Annotated in this window: 16 protein-coding genes; 3 read left to right on the top strand and 13 right to left on the bottom strand. The window is 66.7% G+C overall.

Going from position 1 to position 17,052, the window contains the following annotated elements:
* Positions 1-24 precede the first annotated feature (24 nt).
* Positions 25-2,061, bottom strand: coding sequence for a methionine--tRNA ligase (gene metG / locus ACW9UL_RS16650; protein WP_457787694.1), 2,037 nt, complete (start codon positions 2,059-2,061; stop codon positions 25-27).
* A 164-nt stretch (positions 2,062-2,225) separates the two neighbouring features.
* Here metG and apbC point away from each other — a divergent pair, with 164 nt between their 5' ends.
* The gene (gene apbC, locus ACW9UL_RS16645) at positions 2,226-3,314 is read left to right on the top strand and encodes an iron-sulfur cluster carrier protein ApbC (RefSeq protein ID WP_457787693.1); all 1,089 of its coding nucleotides are present in this window, start codon (positions 2,226-2,228) and stop codon (positions 3,312-3,314) included.
* Between the two features lie 186 nt (positions 3,315-3,500).
* Here the strand turns inward: apbC and ACW9UL_RS16640 are convergent, their stop codons facing one another.
* Complete coding sequence (locus tag ACW9UL_RS16640; RefSeq protein ID WP_004423761.1) at positions 3,501-3,710, bottom strand: cold-shock protein; 210 nt, start codon at positions 3,708-3,710, stop codon at positions 3,501-3,503.
* A 311-nt stretch (positions 3,711-4,021) separates the two neighbouring features.
* Between ACW9UL_RS16640 and dcd the strand changes: the two genes are divergently transcribed.
* Positions 4,022-4,588: a dCTP deaminase gene (dcd, locus tag ACW9UL_RS16635; RefSeq protein ID WP_457787692.1), complete on the top strand. Its 567-nt coding sequence runs from the start codon at positions 4,022-4,024 to the stop codon at positions 4,586-4,588.
* 111 nt (positions 4,589-4,699) lie between these two features.
* Here the strand turns inward: dcd and ACW9UL_RS16630 are convergent, their stop codons facing one another.
* The 10 genes from ACW9UL_RS16630 to ACW9UL_RS16585 all read right to left on the bottom strand — a co-directional run bounded on the left by ACW9UL_RS16630 (position 4,700) and on the right by ACW9UL_RS16585 (position 15,070).
* Complete coding sequence (locus ACW9UL_RS16630; RefSeq protein ID WP_397498282.1) at positions 4,700-5,146, bottom strand: potassium channel family protein; 447 nt, start codon at positions 5,144-5,146, stop codon at positions 4,700-4,702.
* Entirely contained in the window at positions 5,137-6,171 is a 1,035-nt protein-coding gene (locus ACW9UL_RS16625; RefSeq protein ID WP_397498281.1) for a DUF2955 domain-containing protein, read from the bottom strand. The genes ACW9UL_RS16630 and ACW9UL_RS16625 overlap by 10 nt, the downstream gene beginning before the upstream one ends.
* Complete coding sequence (locus ACW9UL_RS16620; protein ID WP_397498280.1) at positions 6,171-7,298, bottom strand: HlyD family secretion protein; 1,128 nt, start codon at positions 7,296-7,298, stop codon at positions 6,171-6,173. The genes ACW9UL_RS16625 and ACW9UL_RS16620 overlap by 1 nt, the downstream gene beginning before the upstream one ends.
* A complete protein-coding gene (locus ACW9UL_RS16615) occupies positions 7,295-8,815 on the bottom strand; it encodes an efflux transporter outer membrane subunit (protein ID WP_397498279.1) in 1,521 nt (506 codons plus the stop codon). The genes ACW9UL_RS16620 and ACW9UL_RS16615 overlap by 4 nt, the downstream gene beginning before the upstream one ends.
* Positions 8,805-9,908, bottom strand: a complete 1,104-nt coding sequence (locus ACW9UL_RS16610) for an AI-2E family transporter (protein ID WP_122108700.1) — start codon at positions 9,906-9,908, stop codon at positions 8,805-8,807. The genes ACW9UL_RS16615 and ACW9UL_RS16610 overlap by 11 nt, the downstream gene beginning before the upstream one ends.
* Positions 9,909-10,014: 106 nt before the next feature.
* On the bottom strand, positions 10,015-10,842 hold the full coding sequence (nadE, locus tag ACW9UL_RS16605) for an NAD(+) synthase (protein WP_397498278.1): 828 nt from the start codon (positions 10,840-10,842) through the stop codon (positions 10,015-10,017).
* Positions 10,843-11,261: 419 nt separating this feature from the next.
* The gene (locus tag ACW9UL_RS16600) at positions 11,262-13,775 is read right to left on the bottom strand and encodes a penicillin acylase family protein (RefSeq protein WP_457787691.1); all 2,514 of its coding nucleotides are present in this window, start codon (positions 13,773-13,775) and stop codon (positions 11,262-11,264) included.
* Positions 13,776-13,897: 122 nt separating this feature from the next.
* Positions 13,898-14,362, bottom strand: coding sequence for a DUF2489 domain-containing protein (locus ACW9UL_RS16595; protein WP_021444499.1), 465 nt, complete (start codon positions 14,360-14,362; stop codon positions 13,898-13,900).
* Between the two features lie 7 nt (positions 14,363-14,369).
* A complete protein-coding gene (locus ACW9UL_RS16590) occupies positions 14,370-14,567 on the bottom strand; it encodes an SEC-C metal-binding domain-containing protein (protein WP_021444498.1) in 198 nt (65 codons plus the stop codon).
* A gap of 5 nt (positions 14,568-14,572) precedes the next feature.
* Positions 14,573-15,070, bottom strand: coding sequence for an LEA/WHy family protein (locus tag ACW9UL_RS16585; RefSeq protein ID WP_178082557.1), 498 nt, complete (start codon positions 15,068-15,070; stop codon positions 14,573-14,575).
* Between the two features lie 197 nt (positions 15,071-15,267).
* Here ACW9UL_RS16585 and ACW9UL_RS16580 point away from each other — a divergent pair, with 197 nt between their 5' ends.
* The gene (locus ACW9UL_RS16580) at positions 15,268-15,816 is read left to right on the top strand and encodes a hypothetical protein (protein WP_457787690.1); all 549 of its coding nucleotides are present in this window, start codon (positions 15,268-15,270) and stop codon (positions 15,814-15,816) included.
* A gap of 31 nt (positions 15,817-15,847) precedes the next feature.
* Here ACW9UL_RS16580 and ACW9UL_RS16575 read toward each other — a convergent pair whose 3' ends face one another.
* Entirely contained in the window at positions 15,848-16,963 is a 1,116-nt protein-coding gene (locus ACW9UL_RS16575; RefSeq protein WP_457787689.1) for a hypothetical protein, read from the bottom strand.
* Positions 16,964-17,052 lie beyond the last annotated feature (89 nt).

Below are 17,052 nucleotides of genomic sequence, written 5' to 3'. Positions count from 1 at the left end.
GACGCCTATAAGCCTAGCTGGCGCTTACTTGACGCGCTGGCCCGGTTTGGCGCCGCTGTCCGGGCTGAGCAGGTAGATTTCCTCGCCGCCGGGACCGGCGGCCAGCACCATGCCTTCGCTGATGCCGAACTTCATCTTGCGCGGCGCCAGGTTGGCCACGTACAGGGTCAGGCGGCCTTCCAGCTTGCTCGGGTCCGGGTAGGCGGACTTGATCCCGGAGAACACGTTGCGCTTGGCGTCGCCGATATCCAGCGACAGGCGCAGCAGCTTGTCGGCGCCCTCGACGAACTCGCACTTCTCGATCAGGGCGATACGCAGGTCGACGGCGGCGAAGGCGTCGAAGGCGATCTCGGCGGCCAGCGGGTCCTTGGTCAGCTCGCCGTTGTCTTGCGGTTTGGCGCTTTCTGCGGCCAGGTCTTCCTTGGAGGCTTCGATCATGGCGTCTATCTTCGTGGGTTCGATACGGGTCAGCAGCGGGTTGAACGGGTTGAGCTGGTGGTTGGCCAGTGGCAGCGCCAGGTCGGCCCAGGTTTGCGGGGCGACATTGAGGAAGGCTTCGGCGTCGGCGGCCAGTTTCGGCAGCACGGGTTTCAACATGATCACCAGCTGGCGGAACAGGTTGACGCCCAGGGCGCATATTTCCTGCACTTCGGCCTGCTTGCCTTCCACCTTGTTCAGCGCCCAGGGCGCCTTGTCGGCGATCCAGGCGTTGGCGCGGTCGGCCAGGGCCATGACCTCGCGCATGGCGCGGGAGAAGTCGCGCGCCTCGTAGGCCTCGGCGATGCTCGGTGCGGCGGCCTGGAAGGCGGCCCACAGCTCCGGTTCGGGATTGGCGGCGACCAGCACCCCATTGTTGCCCTTGTGGATAAAGCCGGCGCAGCGGCTGGCGATATTGACCACCTTGCCGACCAGGTCGGAGTTGACCTTCTGCACGAAGTCCTCGAGGTTCAGGTCGAGGTCATCGACGCCGCGGCCCAGCTTGCTGGCGTAGTAGTAACGCAGGTACTCGGGGTTGAGGTGATCGAGGTAGGTGCGCGCCTTGATAAAGGTGCCGCGTGACTTGGACATCTTCTGCCCGTTTACCGTCAGGTAGCCGTGCACATTGACCGCGGTGGGCTTGCGGTAGCCGGCGCCTTCGAGCATGGCCGGCCAGAACAGGGCATGGAAGTTGACGATGTCCTTGCCGATGAAGTGATACAGCTCGGCGGTCGAATCCTTGTTCCAGAAGGCGTCGAAGGAAAGCTCCGGGCGGCGCGCACAAAGATTTTTGAAGCTAGCCATATAGCCGATCGGTGCGTCCAGCCAGACGTAGAAGTACTTGCCCGGCTCGTCGGGAATCTCGAAGCCGAAGTAGGGCGCATCGCGGCTGATGTCCCATTCCTGCAGGCCGCCGTCGAGCCATTCGGCGATCTTGTTGGCCACCGCCTCCTGCAGGCTGCCGCTGCGGGTCCACTGCTTGAGCATGGCCTCGAAGTCCGGCAGCTTGAAGAAGAAGTGCTTGGAGTCCTTGAGTACCGGCACCGCGCCGGAGATCGCCGAGCGCGGGTCCTTCAGCTCGGTGGGGGCGTAGGTGGCGCCGCATTTCTCGCAGTTGTCGCCGTACTGGTCCTCGGCCGCACATTTGGGGCAGGTACCCTTGATGAAGCGGTCGGCGAGGAACATGCCCTTCTCGGGGTCGAAGTACTGGGTCACCGAGCGGGTGGCGATATGCCCCGCGTCGCGCAGCTTGAGGTAGATCGCCGCCGACAGCTCGCGGTTCTCCTGCGAGTGGGTCGAGTGGTAGTTGTCGAAGTCCACGCCGAAGTCGGCGAAATCGGCGGTGTGCTCGGCCTGCACATTGGCGATCAGCTGCTCGGGGGTGATGCCTTCCTTCTCGGCGCGCAGCATGATGGCCGAGCCGTGGGCATCGTCGGCGCACACGTAGATCGCCTGGTTGCCGCGCAGTTTCTGGAAGCGCACCCACATGTCGGTCTGCACGTACTCGAGCATATGGCCGAGGTGGATCGAGCCGTTGGCGTAGGGGAGGGCGCTGGTAACGAGAATCTTGCGGGCTTCGGTCATGGTGATCGGCTGCACTGGTAAAACGAGGGAAGTCGGCAACTATAAGGGAAGCGACAAGCTTCAAGCTACCTGCGCCACGGAAAAGCGCCGTGCTCCATCGCCCGATGGCGCTGCTGCTATGATGGGCGCCTGTTTCTGCCCTGCCTTGTTCTTGGAGTTCTTGCATGAGTGCCGTCACCCGCGAAGCGGTCGAAGCCTGTCTGCGTCGGTTCACCGACCCCCACCTGGACCAGGACCCGGTCAGCGCCGGCTGCCTGCGCGAGGTCGAGATCCAGGGTGGCCAGGTCAATGTGCGTCTGCAGCTGGGCTACGCCGCCGGGCTGTTCAAGAACGGCTGGGCGCAGATGCTGCAGATGGCACTGGAGAACCTCGATGGCGTCGACAGTGCGCAGGTAAAGGTCGATTGCCTGATCGAGTCGCACCAGGGCCAGGCCCAGGTGCCGGCACTGGCCGGGGTGAAGAACGTGATCGCCGTGGCCTCGGGCAAGGGCGGGGTGGGCAAGTCCACCACCGCGGCCAACCTGGCCCTGGCCCTGGCCCGCGAAGGCGCGCGGGTGGGCATTCTCGACGCCGATATCTACGGACCGAGCCAGGGCATCATGTTCGGCATCGCCGAAGGCACGCGGCCGCAGGTGCGCGAACAGAAGTGGTTCGTGCCGCTCGAGGCGCATGGCGTGCAGGTGATGTCCATGGCCTTTCTCACCGACGACAACACGCCGATGGTCTGGCGCGGGCCGATGGTCAGCGGCGCGCTGCTGCAGCTGATCACCCAGACCGCCTGGAACGACCTGGATTACCTGGTGGTGGACATGCCGCCGGGTACCGGCGACATCCAGCTGACCCTGGCGCAGAAGGTGCCGGTGGCCGGCAGCGTGATAGTCACCACGCCGCAGGACCTGGCCCTGCTGGATGCCAAGAAGGGCGTGGAGATGTTCCGCAAGGTGCATATTCCGGTGCTGGGCGTGGTGGAGAACATGGCCGTGCACATCTGCTCCAACTGCGGCCATGCCGAGCACCTGTTCGGCGAGGGTGGCGGCGAGAAGCTGGCGGCGCAATACGGTGTCGAGCTGCTGGCGTCCCTGCCGCTGTCGATGGCCATCCGTATGCAGGCCGACGACGGCAAGCCGACCACCATCGCCGATCCGGAAAGCCAGATCGCCATGATCTATCAGGACCTGGCGCGTAAGGTCGGCGCGCGCATCGCCCAGGCCGGCCAGCCGGCGATGCCGAGCATCGAGATCAGCGACGACTGAAAGCGGCCTTCTGATGACCCTCTCCCATTTATGGGAGAGGGTGCCCGAGGGGCGGGAGGGGGGGCTGATCTGAATCGCCATGCCTCCTCTGGCATTCCTGCAGTCGTCTCCCATTGGCCGGTATTTCTTCTGGCCATAAAAAAGCCCCGCACTAGGCGGGGCTCTTTTCAAGCGGGTCAGCTCAGGTTAGACAACCTGAACTTCCTCAGCCTGCATGCCTTTCTGACCACGGGTGGCCACGAAAGTCACTTGCTGGCCTTCTTTCAGGCTCTTGAAACCATCGCTCTGGATGGCTTTGAAGTGTACGAACAGGTCGTCACCGGATTGCGGGGTGATGAAGCCGTAGCCTTTCTCATCGTTGAACCACTTAACGGTGCCAGTCTGACGATTGGACATGTGATGTCTCCTAACAAAAGTAATAACAGCCCTGGAAAAGCCCAGGCCGGGACTGAGTGCAACGAGTACTAGGAGTCGGACGATGTTTGGATCGAGATCTAGGCATCTAGTAGCGATTCGCGGTGACACATGCAGCACAGTGGGCACACCATACGTGTTTTTATCGTCGAGTGCGAATGCTGCGTGCGTCTTTCTTGCAAATAACTCGCGGCGGCCGGTCGTGACGCCGGTCGACAGCCTTTGAAGCGGGGCGCCGGGGTCGGTAAGATGCGCTCACTTTTTTCGCCACCGCCCATTCAGGACACCTCGCCATGAGCATCAAATCGGACAAGTGGATTCGCCGCATGACTCTCGAGCACGGCATGATCGAGCCCTTCGTCGAGCGCCAGGTGCGCACCGAAGGCAACGAGCGGCTGATCTCCTACGGCGTGTCCAGTTACGGCTACGACGTGCGCTGCGCCGACGAATTCAAGGTGTTCACCAACATCAACTCGGCCACCGTCGACCCGAAGAACTTCGACGAGAAGAGCTTCGTCGACGTGAAGAGCGACGTCTGCATCATCCCGCCGAACTCCTTCGCCCTGGCCCGCACCGTGGAGTTCTTCCGCATCCCGCGCGACGTGCTGACCATCTGCCTGGGCAAGAGCACCTATGCGCGCTGCGGCATCATCGTCAACGTCACGCCGCTGGAGCCGGAGTGGGAAGGCCACGTGACCCTGGAGTTCTCCAACACCACCACCCTGCCGGCGAAGATCTACGCCAACGAGGGCGTGGCGCAGATGCTGTTCCTGCAGTCGGACGAGGCCTGCGAGGTGTCGTACAAGGATCGCGGCGGCAAGTACCAGGGCCAGCTGGGCGTGACCCTGCCCAAGGCCTGAATGGCCGCTGCATCCGAAAAAGCCGAGCCTCTGCTCGGCTTTTTCGTCTTTGCCCCGCTCGATAAGCGGCTGGCGACGAGCGGTTAGCCGTTTGCCAGCCGGCGCAGTGCCTCAGGGCTCCTGTGCGGTCTTGCGCTGCTGGGCGTAGTGCTTGAGCACGTCGCCGAGTGCGGCAGTCAGCACGGCCGTGGAGACGCCGAACATGAGGATGCCGTTGGCCGCCTCCAGTGCGCTCAGCAGCTGCCGCGGCGGGGAGAGCACCAGATCGCCGTAACCCAGGGTGGAAAAGGTCACGCCGGAGAAGTACAGGGCCTGGGCAAAGGTTTCGAATTCGCCGAGCACGACGTACAGCCCGGCCCAGATGCTCATCTGCAGGAAGTTGCCGAACAGCATGAACAGCATCACCAGGCTCAGGGTCAGGATGGTGCTGCCGAGCGATGGCCGGCTCAGGCCATGCCGATAGTCGATATAACGACGCAGGCTGAGGGCGACCATCACGGCCTGCAGCAGCAGGCACAGCATGGTCATGGGCAGGCCGATCAGCAGGTTCAGGAGCATGGCTTTTCCTCAGAGGGCATGGTGACGCGCCGGTCGATCAGGTAAACCGCCGCGCAGGCGTACAGGGTGACGAGGACGAACAGGCCCATGCGGATGGCGAAGGCGCTGTAGACATCCTTGCCGAGGGCGCTGTCCTGCACCGACTGGCCCAGCAGGATGATCAGGGTCATCGCGCTGTTCAGCCAGAAGCCGGGGCTCAGGCGGTTGGCCACCAACTGGTAGAGGCGCCGCGCCAGCAGCAGGATGAACAGCAGCATCAGCAGGAAGAACAGCCACAGGTGCGGCAGGATGCTCAGCAGTGCCCAGAAGGCTATGGCCAGCGCGCCGCCGAGCAGGGTCGAGCCGAGCAGTTCACGGCCGGCGTCGCGGGCGCTGGTGCCGCACACCTGCTGGCCGAGGCTGGCCGCTTTCATCACCAGCGGTATGTAGCTGGCGGGGTCGATCAGCGCCAGCAGCCAGGCCGGCAGCACCACCAGCATGGCGCGCAGGGCGATCCACTCGGAACGCGCCTGACCCATGGCCGCCGGCTTGGCCGCGGGCGGCAGTCCTGCGGGGTCGGGAAACAGCCAGTGGCCGATCGCCACGCACAGGGTGGTCAGCAGCACGGCCTTGATCAGCGCGATCACCACTTCCTGGCCGAGCGCCATGGAGCTGGTGCCGGCAGCGGTAATCAGGGTCAGGCCGATGACCTGCAAGGTCGACAGCAGGCCATTGCCGCCGCGCAGGGCGAAACGAAAGCTGAAGAACAGGCCGAGTGCCACCAGCAGCACGCCGCTGAACGGCGAGTGACGCAGCAGCGGGCTCAGCAGCAGGCCGCTGCCGCAGGTCAGGGCGGCCACCAGGGCCAGGCTCAGGCCGGCCCTGAGGGTCAGCGGCTGGTTGCTCATCGCCAGCAGGAGCAGCACCAGCACCGGCGTGAGAAACGGCAGCGGCAGGCCCAGGCCGAAGCCCAGCACGGTGCCACAGGCCACCCCGCAGGCCAGGCGCAGGGCGCGCTGCGGGCGCGGATCGGTCGGGCCGGCCATCAGTAGGCGAACGACAGCCAGCTCATCACGCGCAGAAAGGCGCGGCCGAGCAGGTTCAGCGGGTTGCCTTCGCTGGGGAAGGCCATCACCTCGGCCTGGCCGCCGACGCGCAGGCCCTGGTAGTCGCCCAGTTCGCCCTCGGCGAACTCGATGATCACCGGGAAGCGTTGTGCCGCGCGCAGCCAGTCGCGGCTGTTCTCCACCGTCGGCAGGCTGCCGGGCGGGGTGCTCTGGCCGACGCTGATGCCGTAACCGATGCTGCGCACACGGCCGCGATAGACATGCCCGGGGCGGGCGTCGAGGACGATGGCAACCGCCGTGCCGGGCTGCAGGTGGCCGAGGTTGTTCTCGCTCATCTCGGCGCTGATCCATAGGTCGTTGAGGCCGATCAGAGTCATCTGCGGGCTGCCGGCCGCCGCATACTGGCCGACTTCGCTGCGCAGGTCGGTGATCAGCCCGGCGGAGGCGGCGCGTACCTGGGTCTTGCTCAGATCCAGCTCGGCCTGCTCGAGTGCCGCGGCGGCGCTGCGCAGGCGGGCGTTGTCCGCACCGCTACCGCCCTCGCTTTCGCGGGCGCGCTGCACTTCGGCACGGGCCGCGGCCACCTGGCTGATGGCCTGCTGCAAATTGGCCCGGGAGATTTCCAGGCGGCGCAGGGAGATGGTCCCGGGGTCTTCGCGATACAGGCGTTCCAGACGCTCGCGATCCTGCCTGGCTTCCAGCTCGCCGGCCTCGGCGGCGCGCTGCGAGGCCAGGGCCGAGTCGATGGCGGCGGTGCTGGCGCCGACCTGGCCGCGCATGTTTTCCAACTCCGCGCGGGCCTTGGCCACGGCGATCTCGTAGGGCTGCGGGTTGAGTTCGAACAGCACCTGGCCGGCCTCGACCGTCTGGTTGTTGCCGACCAGCACCCGCTGGATGCGCCCGGCCACCTCCGGTGCCACCGCGACCACGTAGGCCTGCACCCGCGCCTGCTGGGTATAGGGGGTGAAGCGGTCGGCCAGCAGGTACCAGACCAGGGTCAGGCCGATCGCGGCGAGGGTGATCTGCACCCCGCGGCGGCTGGGATCTTGCTCCTTGCCCGCGGGTTTGGCGGCTGGCTGGTCGGTGGTTTCCGGGCTGTCGATCATGGCGTGGCTGCCTGGGCGGACGGTGGTGATTGCTCGTCGAGCAGCTCGCCCCAGTCGGTGCGCTGGCGCATCTGCTCGCGGGTGGCACTGTCGAGCAACGGCTGGTTGCTGTGCCAGCCGCCGCCGAGGGCGCGATAGAGGTCGATCAGGTTGCTCAGTGCGGCGCTGCGCGCCACCAGATAACCATCCTGTTGGGCGAACAGGGCGCGCTGGGCGTCCAGCACCCGTTGGAAGTCGGAGTAGCCCTCACGGTACTGGGCGCTGGCCAGGGTCAGCGAGCGCTGGGCCGAGAACGCGGCCTCGCGCAGGATGCGCTCGCGCTCCAGGGCTTTGCTCAGGCCGGTGGCGGCGTCGTCGGCTTCGCGCGCGGCCTGGCGCACGCGGTCGCGGTAGGCCTCGATCAGTTGCTGCAGGCGCGCATCCTGCACGCGCACGTTGTTGCGCAGGCGGCCGTGGTCGAACAGGTTCCAGGTCAGGCTGGGGCCGGCGCCGAGGCTCACCGTATCGGGGCTGCCGGCCTGGCTGCTGGCCGACCAACCGATGCTGCCGAGCAGGCTGAGCGAGGGGTACAGGTCGCTCTCGGCCACCCCGATCAGGGCGGACTGGGCGGCCACCTGGAGTTCGGCGGCGCGTACATCGGGGCGGCGCAGCAGCAGGTTGGCCGGCACGTCGTCGAGCAGGGCCTGGTCGACCAGCGGCACCAGGCCGGTCTGCGCGCTCAGCTCGGGCAGGCTGCCCGGCGGCTGGCCGATCAGCACGGCGAGGGCGTTGCGCGTCTGCGCCGCCTGGGCCTCCAGCTCGGGCACGCTGCTCAGGGTGCCCAGGTACTGGGTCTTGGCCTGCTGCAGGTCGAGTTCGTCGCTGTTGCCGCTGTTGAACAGGCGTTCGGTGATCTCCAGGCTGCGCTTCTGCAGCCTGGCGTTGTCGCGCGCGATGCCCAGGCGCGCCTCGGCGGTGCGCAGGGCGAAGTAGGTCTGCGCCACCTGGGCACGCAGCAGCACCAGGGCATCCTCGTAGTTGGCCCGGGCGGCGAAGTAGCTGGCATCGGCGGATTCGATGGCGCGGCTGTAGCGACCCCAGAAGTCCAGCTCCCAGCCGATGTCGAAGCCGGCGCCGTACTGCCAGGCACTGCTGTCCAGCTCGGTGTCGCCACCGTACTGGTTGCGGTCCAGGTAGAAGGCGTCGGCGCTGGCCTGCTGCAGTTGCGGGTAGCGCCCGCTGCGGGCGATGCCGAGCTGGGCGCGGGCCTCGATGATGCGCAGGGCGGCGATGCGCAGGTTGGGGTTGTGGACGTCCGCTTCGGCGATCAGGCGCTCGAGCAGCGGGTCGTCGAACTGCGTCCACCATTGCCGGTTGTCCGGCTGCGGGTGCTGTTGGCTGGCCGCGTTCAGCGCCTGGCTGTCCCAGTGGTCGATCCAGGCCTGCCGCGGTGATTGGAAGTCCGGCCCCAGGCGCACGCAGCCAGCCAGGCTGGCTGCGGCCAGCAATGCCCAGGCGCGGCGCTGCTTAATCGCCATCCCGCGGGCCAGCCGCGCTGCTGGCGGGCGGGGTGTCGACCCATTGCCAGAACAGTTTGTAGCCCACCGCCAGCAGCACCGGGCCGATGAACAGGCCGATGATGCCGCCGCTGACCATGCCGCCCAGGGCGCCGACCAGCACCACCGGCATCGGCACGTCCACGCCGCGGCCGAGCAGCAGCGGCTTGAGCACGTTGTCGGCGAGGCCGGCGACGAACACGTAGATGGCGAAGACGATGCTGGCCAGGGTGGCGCCTTCGTTGAAGAAGACGAAGGCGATCACCGGCAGGGTAATCAGCGTGGCCGGCAGCTGCATGATCCCCAGCAGCAAGACGGCCAGGGCCAGCAGGCCGGCGCCGGGAACGCCCATGAAGATGAATCCGGCGCCGATCAGCAGCATCTGGATGAAGGCGATGCCGATCACGCCCTGGGCCACGGCGCGGATGGTGGCTGTGCACAGCTCGACCAGCTGATCGCTGCGACCCGGCTCGAATATCCGCGCCGAGATGCGGCGGGCGCTCTGATGACCGTTTTCGCCGTAGGCCATGATGATGCCGGCGATCATCAGCGCGGCGATGAAGACCAGCATGCCGACTCCCACCCCGGCAAGCCTGCTGAGCAGGCCCAGGGTCATGTCTTTGAGATGCGGGGCCAGGCGTTGCAGGACGCCGGTCAGGTCGGAGGCGAGCTGTGCCCAGAAGCCATGCAGTTGCTTGCCGATCAGTGGCCACTGGGCGACCGCATCCGGTGGCGGCGGGATATGCACGGCGCCCGACTTGACCGTGGCAATTGCCACCTGCACCGACTCGGTCAGCGAGGTGCCGAGCAGGTAGATGGGGATCAGCAGGACGGCGATCGCCAGGATCACGATCAAGGTGGCGGCACGGCTGTCGCTGCGGCCCAGGCGGGGCTTGAGCAGGTTGTGCAACGGATAGAGGGTGACGGCGAGAATCAGCGCCCAGAACATCAGGCTGAGGAAGGGGCTGAACACCTCGAAGCAGGCCACCACCAGGGCGGCGATCATGCCAGCGCGGATCAGGGTGTCGAGCAGGGTACGGTTAAAGATCCGTTCTGGCGTGGCGTTCGGCGACATGCGGCGTACCCCTGCTGAAGTGGCTCGAGCCCGCGCGACTAGGGGCGGGCCGTTACTTCAAAAAAGCGTAGCCTGCCGCGGGCATTCCAGCCCGCGGCGCAGTCACTCAGGGCACCAGCGGCAGCTCGCGTTTGTGGCGGGTGGCATCGAAGGTGCGGACGATGGTGGCATAGGCCGCCTCGCTGACCCTTTCGCCGTGCAGGAAGGCGTCGATCTCGGCGTAGCTGACGCCATGGGCTTCCTCGTCCGGCTTGCCCGGGCGCAGTTCTTCCAGGTCGGCGGTCGGGGTCTTCATCACCAGGTGCTGCGGTGCGCCCAGGTGCTTGGCGATGGCGCGTACCTGATGCTTCACCAGGCCGGACAGCGGCGCCAGGTCGCAGGCGCCGTCGCCGAACTTGGTGAAGAACCCCATCACCGCCTCGGCGGCGTGGTCGGTACCTATCACCAGGCCGTTGTTGGCGTTGGCGATGGCGAACTGGGCGACCATGCGGATGCGTGCCTTGATATTGCCGACCACGAAGTCGCGGCGCGCGTCGGTCAGTTTCTGCAGGTGGGTGACCTGCTCGCCCAGTCCCAGCACGCTGCTGGCGATATTGACGGTGTCCTCTTCATCGGCGCGGATGAATTTCAGCGAGTCCTGGGCGTCGTGCTCGTCGTGCTGGGCGTTGTGCGGCAGGCGCACGGCGATAAAGCGGTACGCCGAATCGCCGGTTTCGGCGCGCAGCTCCTCCACCGACAACTGCGCCAGGCGCCCGGCGGTCAGCGAGTCGACGCCGCCGCTGATACCGAGCACCAGCACCTTCAGCCCCGAGTTGCGCAGGCACTGCTTGATAAAGGCCTTGCGCCGTTCGATCTCGGCGACCAAGGCGGTTTCGTCGGCAAAGGGCGGCACCACCTCCAGGGCGGCGGCGATTTCGGCTTGGCGGTTGCTCATCTCGGGCTCCTTGATGCGGGTCGGCGCTGCAAAGCGGGAAACGGAAAGCGCTAGAGCTTACGTCGATCCAGGGGAAAAGTGCAGGCTAGAGAGCGACGGGCGCGAGGAGCGGACAAAAAATGCCCGGGAGGCATTTTCAACGTCGCGCAGCGACGGCCCGTAGGGGGCGCCAGGGATGGCAGGCCATAAAAAAATAGGCGCCAGAGGCGCCAGGAGCTTTCAATCGATGCACAGGTTCTGAGCCCGGCGTTGGCGGTAAGTTCAATTCGATGATGTAAAAAGGCCATCTTTTGGCTGCGACTTTTGCGCAGGCAAAAGAAAAGGCGCCAGAGGCGCCTTAAACGATGATCTATGGAGTAAGTCGAATAGTCAGAGTGAGGCGCCGACGGAAAGGTTCAGCGCCACCCGACGAACGGTCGTCACCTGGCCGGCATCAGCAGCAGGCGCTGGTTGCCGTAGACCTTGTCCAGGTTCTCCGCTCGGAACGGGAAGCTCATGTAGCCGCCCTTGAGCCAGGCCTCGATGCCGTCGGCATAGTGCGGGCTGGCCGGGTTGCCCGACTGGCCGGAGCTGTTGACGCCGCGCAGCGGCTCGGCGGCGGCGAAGTCGACGACGATGCGCATGGCCGGGATCAGCCAGGTGTCGAAGTCCTGGCCCCAGGCATAGGCCGAGACGTTGAGCGTGCTGTGGTCGCCGCCGGCCGGGTAGGGGCCGCGGTCCAGGTAGCTCTTGAGCGCATTGATGCTGGCGCGCTGGCTGGCGCTCATATAGGGCGCCAGGCGGGTGGTCTCGGTGACCCATGCGTAGCTGTGTAGCTTGCCCCATTGCCAGGCGCTGCGCTCCTGGCCCAGGCGGCTTTCCAGCAGCTCGATGCTGGCGGCCAGGCTGCGCGCGAGGATGGCCGGCTTGTCTTCCTGCTGCGGGGTGCGCAGGTCGTTCCAGAACGGGCTGTCGGGGCGGCCGAGCAGATGGTCGGCTTGCGCCGAGTAGGAGGTGTTGGCGGTCTGCACGAGTGCCTGCCAGGCCGGGCTGCTGTCCGGGCCGAGTTCGTCGAGGAAGGTCTGCCGCGCGCTTTCATGCAGGAAGGCGGCGTAGATCGCCGCATCGGCGGAGCTGGCGGCCAACCTGCCGTCGAAGGCCAGCAGGCGTTGCAGGGCTTCCTCGGCGCGCGGGCGCTGGGCGGCCGGCAGGGCGGCGATGGCGTCGCGCAGCGGGCCCTGCATGCCCGGGTCGTTGAACATGGCCTGCAGCTTGGCGACGAAGGGCGAGGTCTGGTCGTACTGCATGGCGATCATGCTGCGGCCGTCATGCTGGCCGCTGCCGGCCAGTTCGGCGATGCGTTCGGCGCGCTCGGGGTAGTACCAGGAACTGGACAGCTGCATGCCGTAGCCCGGTGGCACGCTGCGCTGGTTGGCGCTGCCCAGCCAGCCCTGCGGCGGGTCCTGGTCGTAGGGGTGGAGCATCGGGTCGGCGAAACCGTCCCAGGCGTAGCGTGCGTCCCAGCCGGGCGAGGGCAGCAGGCCGCGGCCCTCGCGGCGGTTCGGGTAGCGCCCGGTGACCTGCCAGCCGATGTGCTGGGCGTCGGCGAAGACGATGTTCAGCGGCATGGCGCGGATCTCGCGGGTGGCCTCGAAGGCCGCGTCCACCGACTGCGCGCGGGACAGGTCGAAGAAGGCATCGAGGCTGGCGTCGCGCTCGAACTGGGTGGTCTTCAGCGCCAGGCCGTAGCCGCTCTCCAGGCGCATCGGTTGCAGCGCGTGCTTGCGCTGGCCCAGCACCGAGTTCAGCAGCGGCCCGTTGCGGGTCTCGTAGAGCGTCTCGCGGATCGGCCGCTGGCCCTTGATAAAGAAGGTCTCCTGGCGCTCGCCGGCCGGCAGCCACTGGCCGTCGGCCAGGTACAGCAGGCGGCCGCCCTCGCGCTTGACCCGTTCGAGGAACAGGTCCTGGTTGTCGCCCATGACCATGGTCATGCCCCAGGCCAGCTTGCCGTTGTAGCCGGCGACCACGGCCGGCACGCCGGCCAGCGAGATGCCGGCCGCCTGGTACTTGGGCGAGCGGATCTGCACGAAATTCCACAGCGAGGGCATCGCCAGCGGCAGGTGGGTGTCGTTGGCCAGCAGGCTCTTGCCGCCGCGCGTACGCTCGGGGGCGATGGCCCAGTTGTTCGAGGCGGCGACGCCGAGCATGTGCTGCGCAGCGATCTGCGCCGCGGCCTGGCCGACGGCCTGCAGGCCGGGCAGCTGGCCCTTGAGGTCGAGGCCGGCGAGCTTCTGCGCCTCGTCGAACGGCAGCGCCTCGTCGGGGTAGATCGGCAGCAGCCAGGGCAGCTGGTCGGCGCCGACCTGCTGGGCCATGACCAGCGCGGCGATCTCTTCCTGCAGATTGACCGCCAGACCGAAGTTGAGCAGGCAGAACAGCAGCACCGAGTCTTCCGGCTTCCAGTAGGCCGGCCGGTAGCCGGACTCGGCCAGGTCCATCGGCAGGCGCTCGCGGTAGCGGAACATGTAGGCGTTGACGCCGCGCGCGTAGACCTCGAAGAAGCGTTTCAGCCGCGGCGAGGCGCCGGCATAGAGCTCCTCGGCGCTGCGCTTGAGGTTCACCGCGCGCATGAACCTGTCCATCTCCAGCACGCCGGGGCCGGCCATTTCCGCCAGGCGCCCTTCTGCCAGCAGACGCATGCCGACCATCTGGCTGAGGCGGTCGCCGGCATGCACGTAGCCCAGGGCGAACAGCGCATCGTGGAAGGTGCCCGACTCGATCAGCGGCATGCCGAGGGCGTTGCGGCGGATCGAGGCGCTTTCCGCCAGGCCCTGGATGCGTTCCACGCCGCGCGTCGGCGGCACGCTGTCGGCATAGCGACTGTTGAGCAGGGACTGGCAGCCGGCGAGGCCGGTCAGCGAGGCGGCAAGGGTCAGGCAGGCCAGCGTGCGCATGGCGAAATTCCTTGGCAGGCAATAGGTCGGGGTGCGGCGGCTGCGCGCGACGGGCCGATCGCTGCCGATCGGCCATGAAGTCGCCACGGTAATGAGGGGCGCAGAGCCTGGCAAGAGGGGGTTCAGGCGTTTCGCCGAGCGCTCTTCAGCCCTTCGTCGAGCAACCAGCGGGCGGCCGTACGGGCGGCGGCCTTGTGCTGCAGCTCGAGCTCGTTGAAGCGCTTCTCGAAGCGCCGCCGCTCGTGCTTGTCCAGCGCCTTCCAGGCGCCATGGGTGGGCACCTCGGCGGTGGCCTCGAACAGCAGGTGGAACACCTGGCAACGGCTGTCGCGGCTCAGTTCGCTGTCGTAGTTGTCCAGCAGCACCTTGATGCGGATGGCGCCTTCGATCAGCGGCAACTGCTCGTCGAGCAGGCTGCCGGCGAGAATCGTCAGGTCGCCGCCGAGGCGCTGCTGGCGCTCCTGCTGGGCGGCGGCCTGGCTGCGTTGCTGCGCCCAGACGCGGCGCCAGAGATGCCAGGCATAGGCGGCCAGAGCCGCGATCAGCAGCAGACCGGCGAGCAGCAGGGCGAGGGTCGGCGCATTCATCGGGGCTTCAGGCGCCGTGGCATTTCTTGAACTTCTTCTGGCTGCCGCAGGGGCAAGGGTCGTTGCGGCCGACGTCCTTCAGCGCGTTGCGCACCGGCTCCTGATGGCCGTGGTTGCAATGCGGGCCGTGGACGTGGTCATGATCGTGATGATGGTCGTGATCGTGGTTGCAGTCGGGGCCGTGGACGTGGGGTTGGTTGCTCATGGCGGTTACTCCGGGATGAAATCGCCGGGAATTATCTCGCCATTGCGCGACATGTGCACGCTGCGTCCGAACAACATGCCGGTTTTCACTTCGCCCTGCAGGCGATAGCGGATCGGCTCGTCGGGTTTCTCCAGCATCTTCACGATCTGCCGCACGTGGCGCCAGAGGTTGGTGCGCACCGGCACCTCGAAGGTGTGGTGGCCGTGCGCGGGCACGGTGAACCACTCGTTGGAATAGCCCTCGGCGAGTTTCATCTCGTTGAGGTGCACGGCGTAGTCGAGGCCGCGCACCGGCAGGCTGACGCCGTTGGGATTGTCGATGCGAAAGCGCAGGCGGAACTCCTGTTCGAGCAGCCTGGCCTTGATTACATCAACTTTGATGAGCTGGACGTCCGGGTCCTTGAAACCACCTGTCATCCAGGTGGAGCATCCTGCGAGGCCCGAGAACAGGCCAAAAAACATCAATAGGCTGATAATTCTTATCGTTTGCGCCTGAGAAAGCATGTCATACCCCCAATAACGCCCCCAGTGTAACAAGCAACCGCTCGGCTGCAACCTGGGCACTCCATCATTATTTTTTGCCGCGAGGTTGCCGCAGGTTTCTGCCCAAGTCGGCCGAAAAGCGGTGGATGAGACGCCTGCGGTGTTAGCGTCAAAAAACCTGCGCCATACTGAGGGCCGAATAGGACAGGAGTGTGACCATGAGTCGCTACGAGATCGCCTTCTCCGGGCAACTGGTGTCGGGCGCCCAACCGGAGCTGGTCAAGGCCAATCTGGCCAAGCTGTTCCAGGCCGATGCCCAGCGCATCGCCCAGTTGTTTTCCGGGCGGCGCATCGTGATCAAGAACAACCTCGATGCCGCCGGGGCGGAGAAGTATCGCGCCACCCTGGAGCGCGCCGGCGCGCGGGTCGAGGTGGTGGCTATGGACCTGCCGGTGGAGGAGGTGGAACTGGCGCCGCCGCCCGCCGCCGAGCCTGTGCCTGCCGCGCCGCTGGCGAGTGCCACTGGCGGCCGCCTGCGGGTGGCGCCGCGCGACGAATACATGGCCGCCTTCAGCGAGGTGGACGCGCCGGATTTCGGCATCGCACCGGTCGGCGCCGATCTGCAGGACGCCAAGCCCGAGGCCGCCGCACCGCAGGTCGATCTGTCGCAGTTCAGCCTGGCGCCGGTAGGCAGCGACATGGGCCAGGCCAAGGCTGCCCCGGCCGCGCCGCCGCCGGATACCTCGCACCTGAAACTGCAGGAATGACACCGGGCCCGCCACTGCGGGCCCGGTCGTTTCAGCTCGCCTGGCACTTGGCCTCGGCGTCTTCGGGCTTGAGCTTGCGCACCGAGACGTAGAACAGCTCGCAGGTCTGCAACTGGTCGGTGACCTGCCATTTCTGCGTGCAGCTCGCGAGCGTCTGCTGCGGATCGCCGGCGGGCTGCCGGCCCATGCCGGCTTGCCAGCAGGCGGCGCTGAGATCCTGGCCCATGACCCGGATGCCGGTGGCATCGGCCTTGGCCTGGCTGCCCTGGTTGTTGGCCGGATCGGCGGCGTACCAGATATAGCTGGGGTGGTTGGCGCCCAGCACCGACACTTGCTGCCCCGGTGCGGCCTCGATCCGGCCGAGGCCGAGCACCGCCAGCTGCACGCCATACTGCTGCTTGACCCAGTCGCGCACCGGGCTGCCGAAGGCGACCATGGGCAGGCTGGCGCCGCCCTTGCCGGCGCTCAGCTCGCGCACCATGCGCTGCTGGTAGTCGTTGAAATAACCGTAGACCCCTTGCAGGGCGCTGCCGGCGTTGGCCGGCGCGGCGATCGGGGCGATATCGACGATGGTTTGGTAGGCCGGGGTCTGCGTCGCCGGCACGCCGTTGCTGACCAGCAGCGCGGCCCAGCGATCGGTGGTGCTGGAGCGCAGGTAGTCCTGCGCCTGGGTCAGCGAATAGTCCGGGGGGAAATGCAGCAGCTCGACGCTCTTGCGGTTGTCCAGGGCCATGCCCAGGGGCAGGAAGAAGTACCAGTCGTACTGCCATTTGCCGTCGCGGTTGAGCTGGTTGGCGCCATCGTAGGCCAGGTCGCCGGCGTCGAGCAGTTGCTTGAGCGGTTGCCCGTAGCCCTTGGGCGTGCCGGCGAAGTCGGCGTAGAGGCGCTCGCCCTGGCGCTGGATGGTCACCCGGGCGTCGGCGTAACCGTCGCGCGCCAGGCTCTGTTCGAGGTAATGCTGCACCGTCTGCTCCAGCGTCCAGTCGCGGTAGCAGATCACGCTGCAGTTGTTGGGATAGGCGAACAGGCGGCTGACGCGCGCGCTGTCGCCCAGATCGAGGCGCTCCCCCTGCTGTCCGGACGGTTGGCTGGCGCAGCCGAACAGCAGGCTGGCCAGGATGATCGCCACACCACTTTGCTTGTGCATGCCCTTCTCCTTGTTGAGCGTCCGCGCCCGGCAACGTGCCGGCGGGCGCCCACAACTCAAGCAGAAAAGGCCGCAGGCGTCAGGTGCGT

It is taken from the genome of Pseudomonas sp. PL-6 (assembly GCF_054110165.1).
The sequence above is the reverse complement of the archived record's forward strand: the minus strand, read 5'-3'. Positions and strand labels throughout refer to the sequence as shown.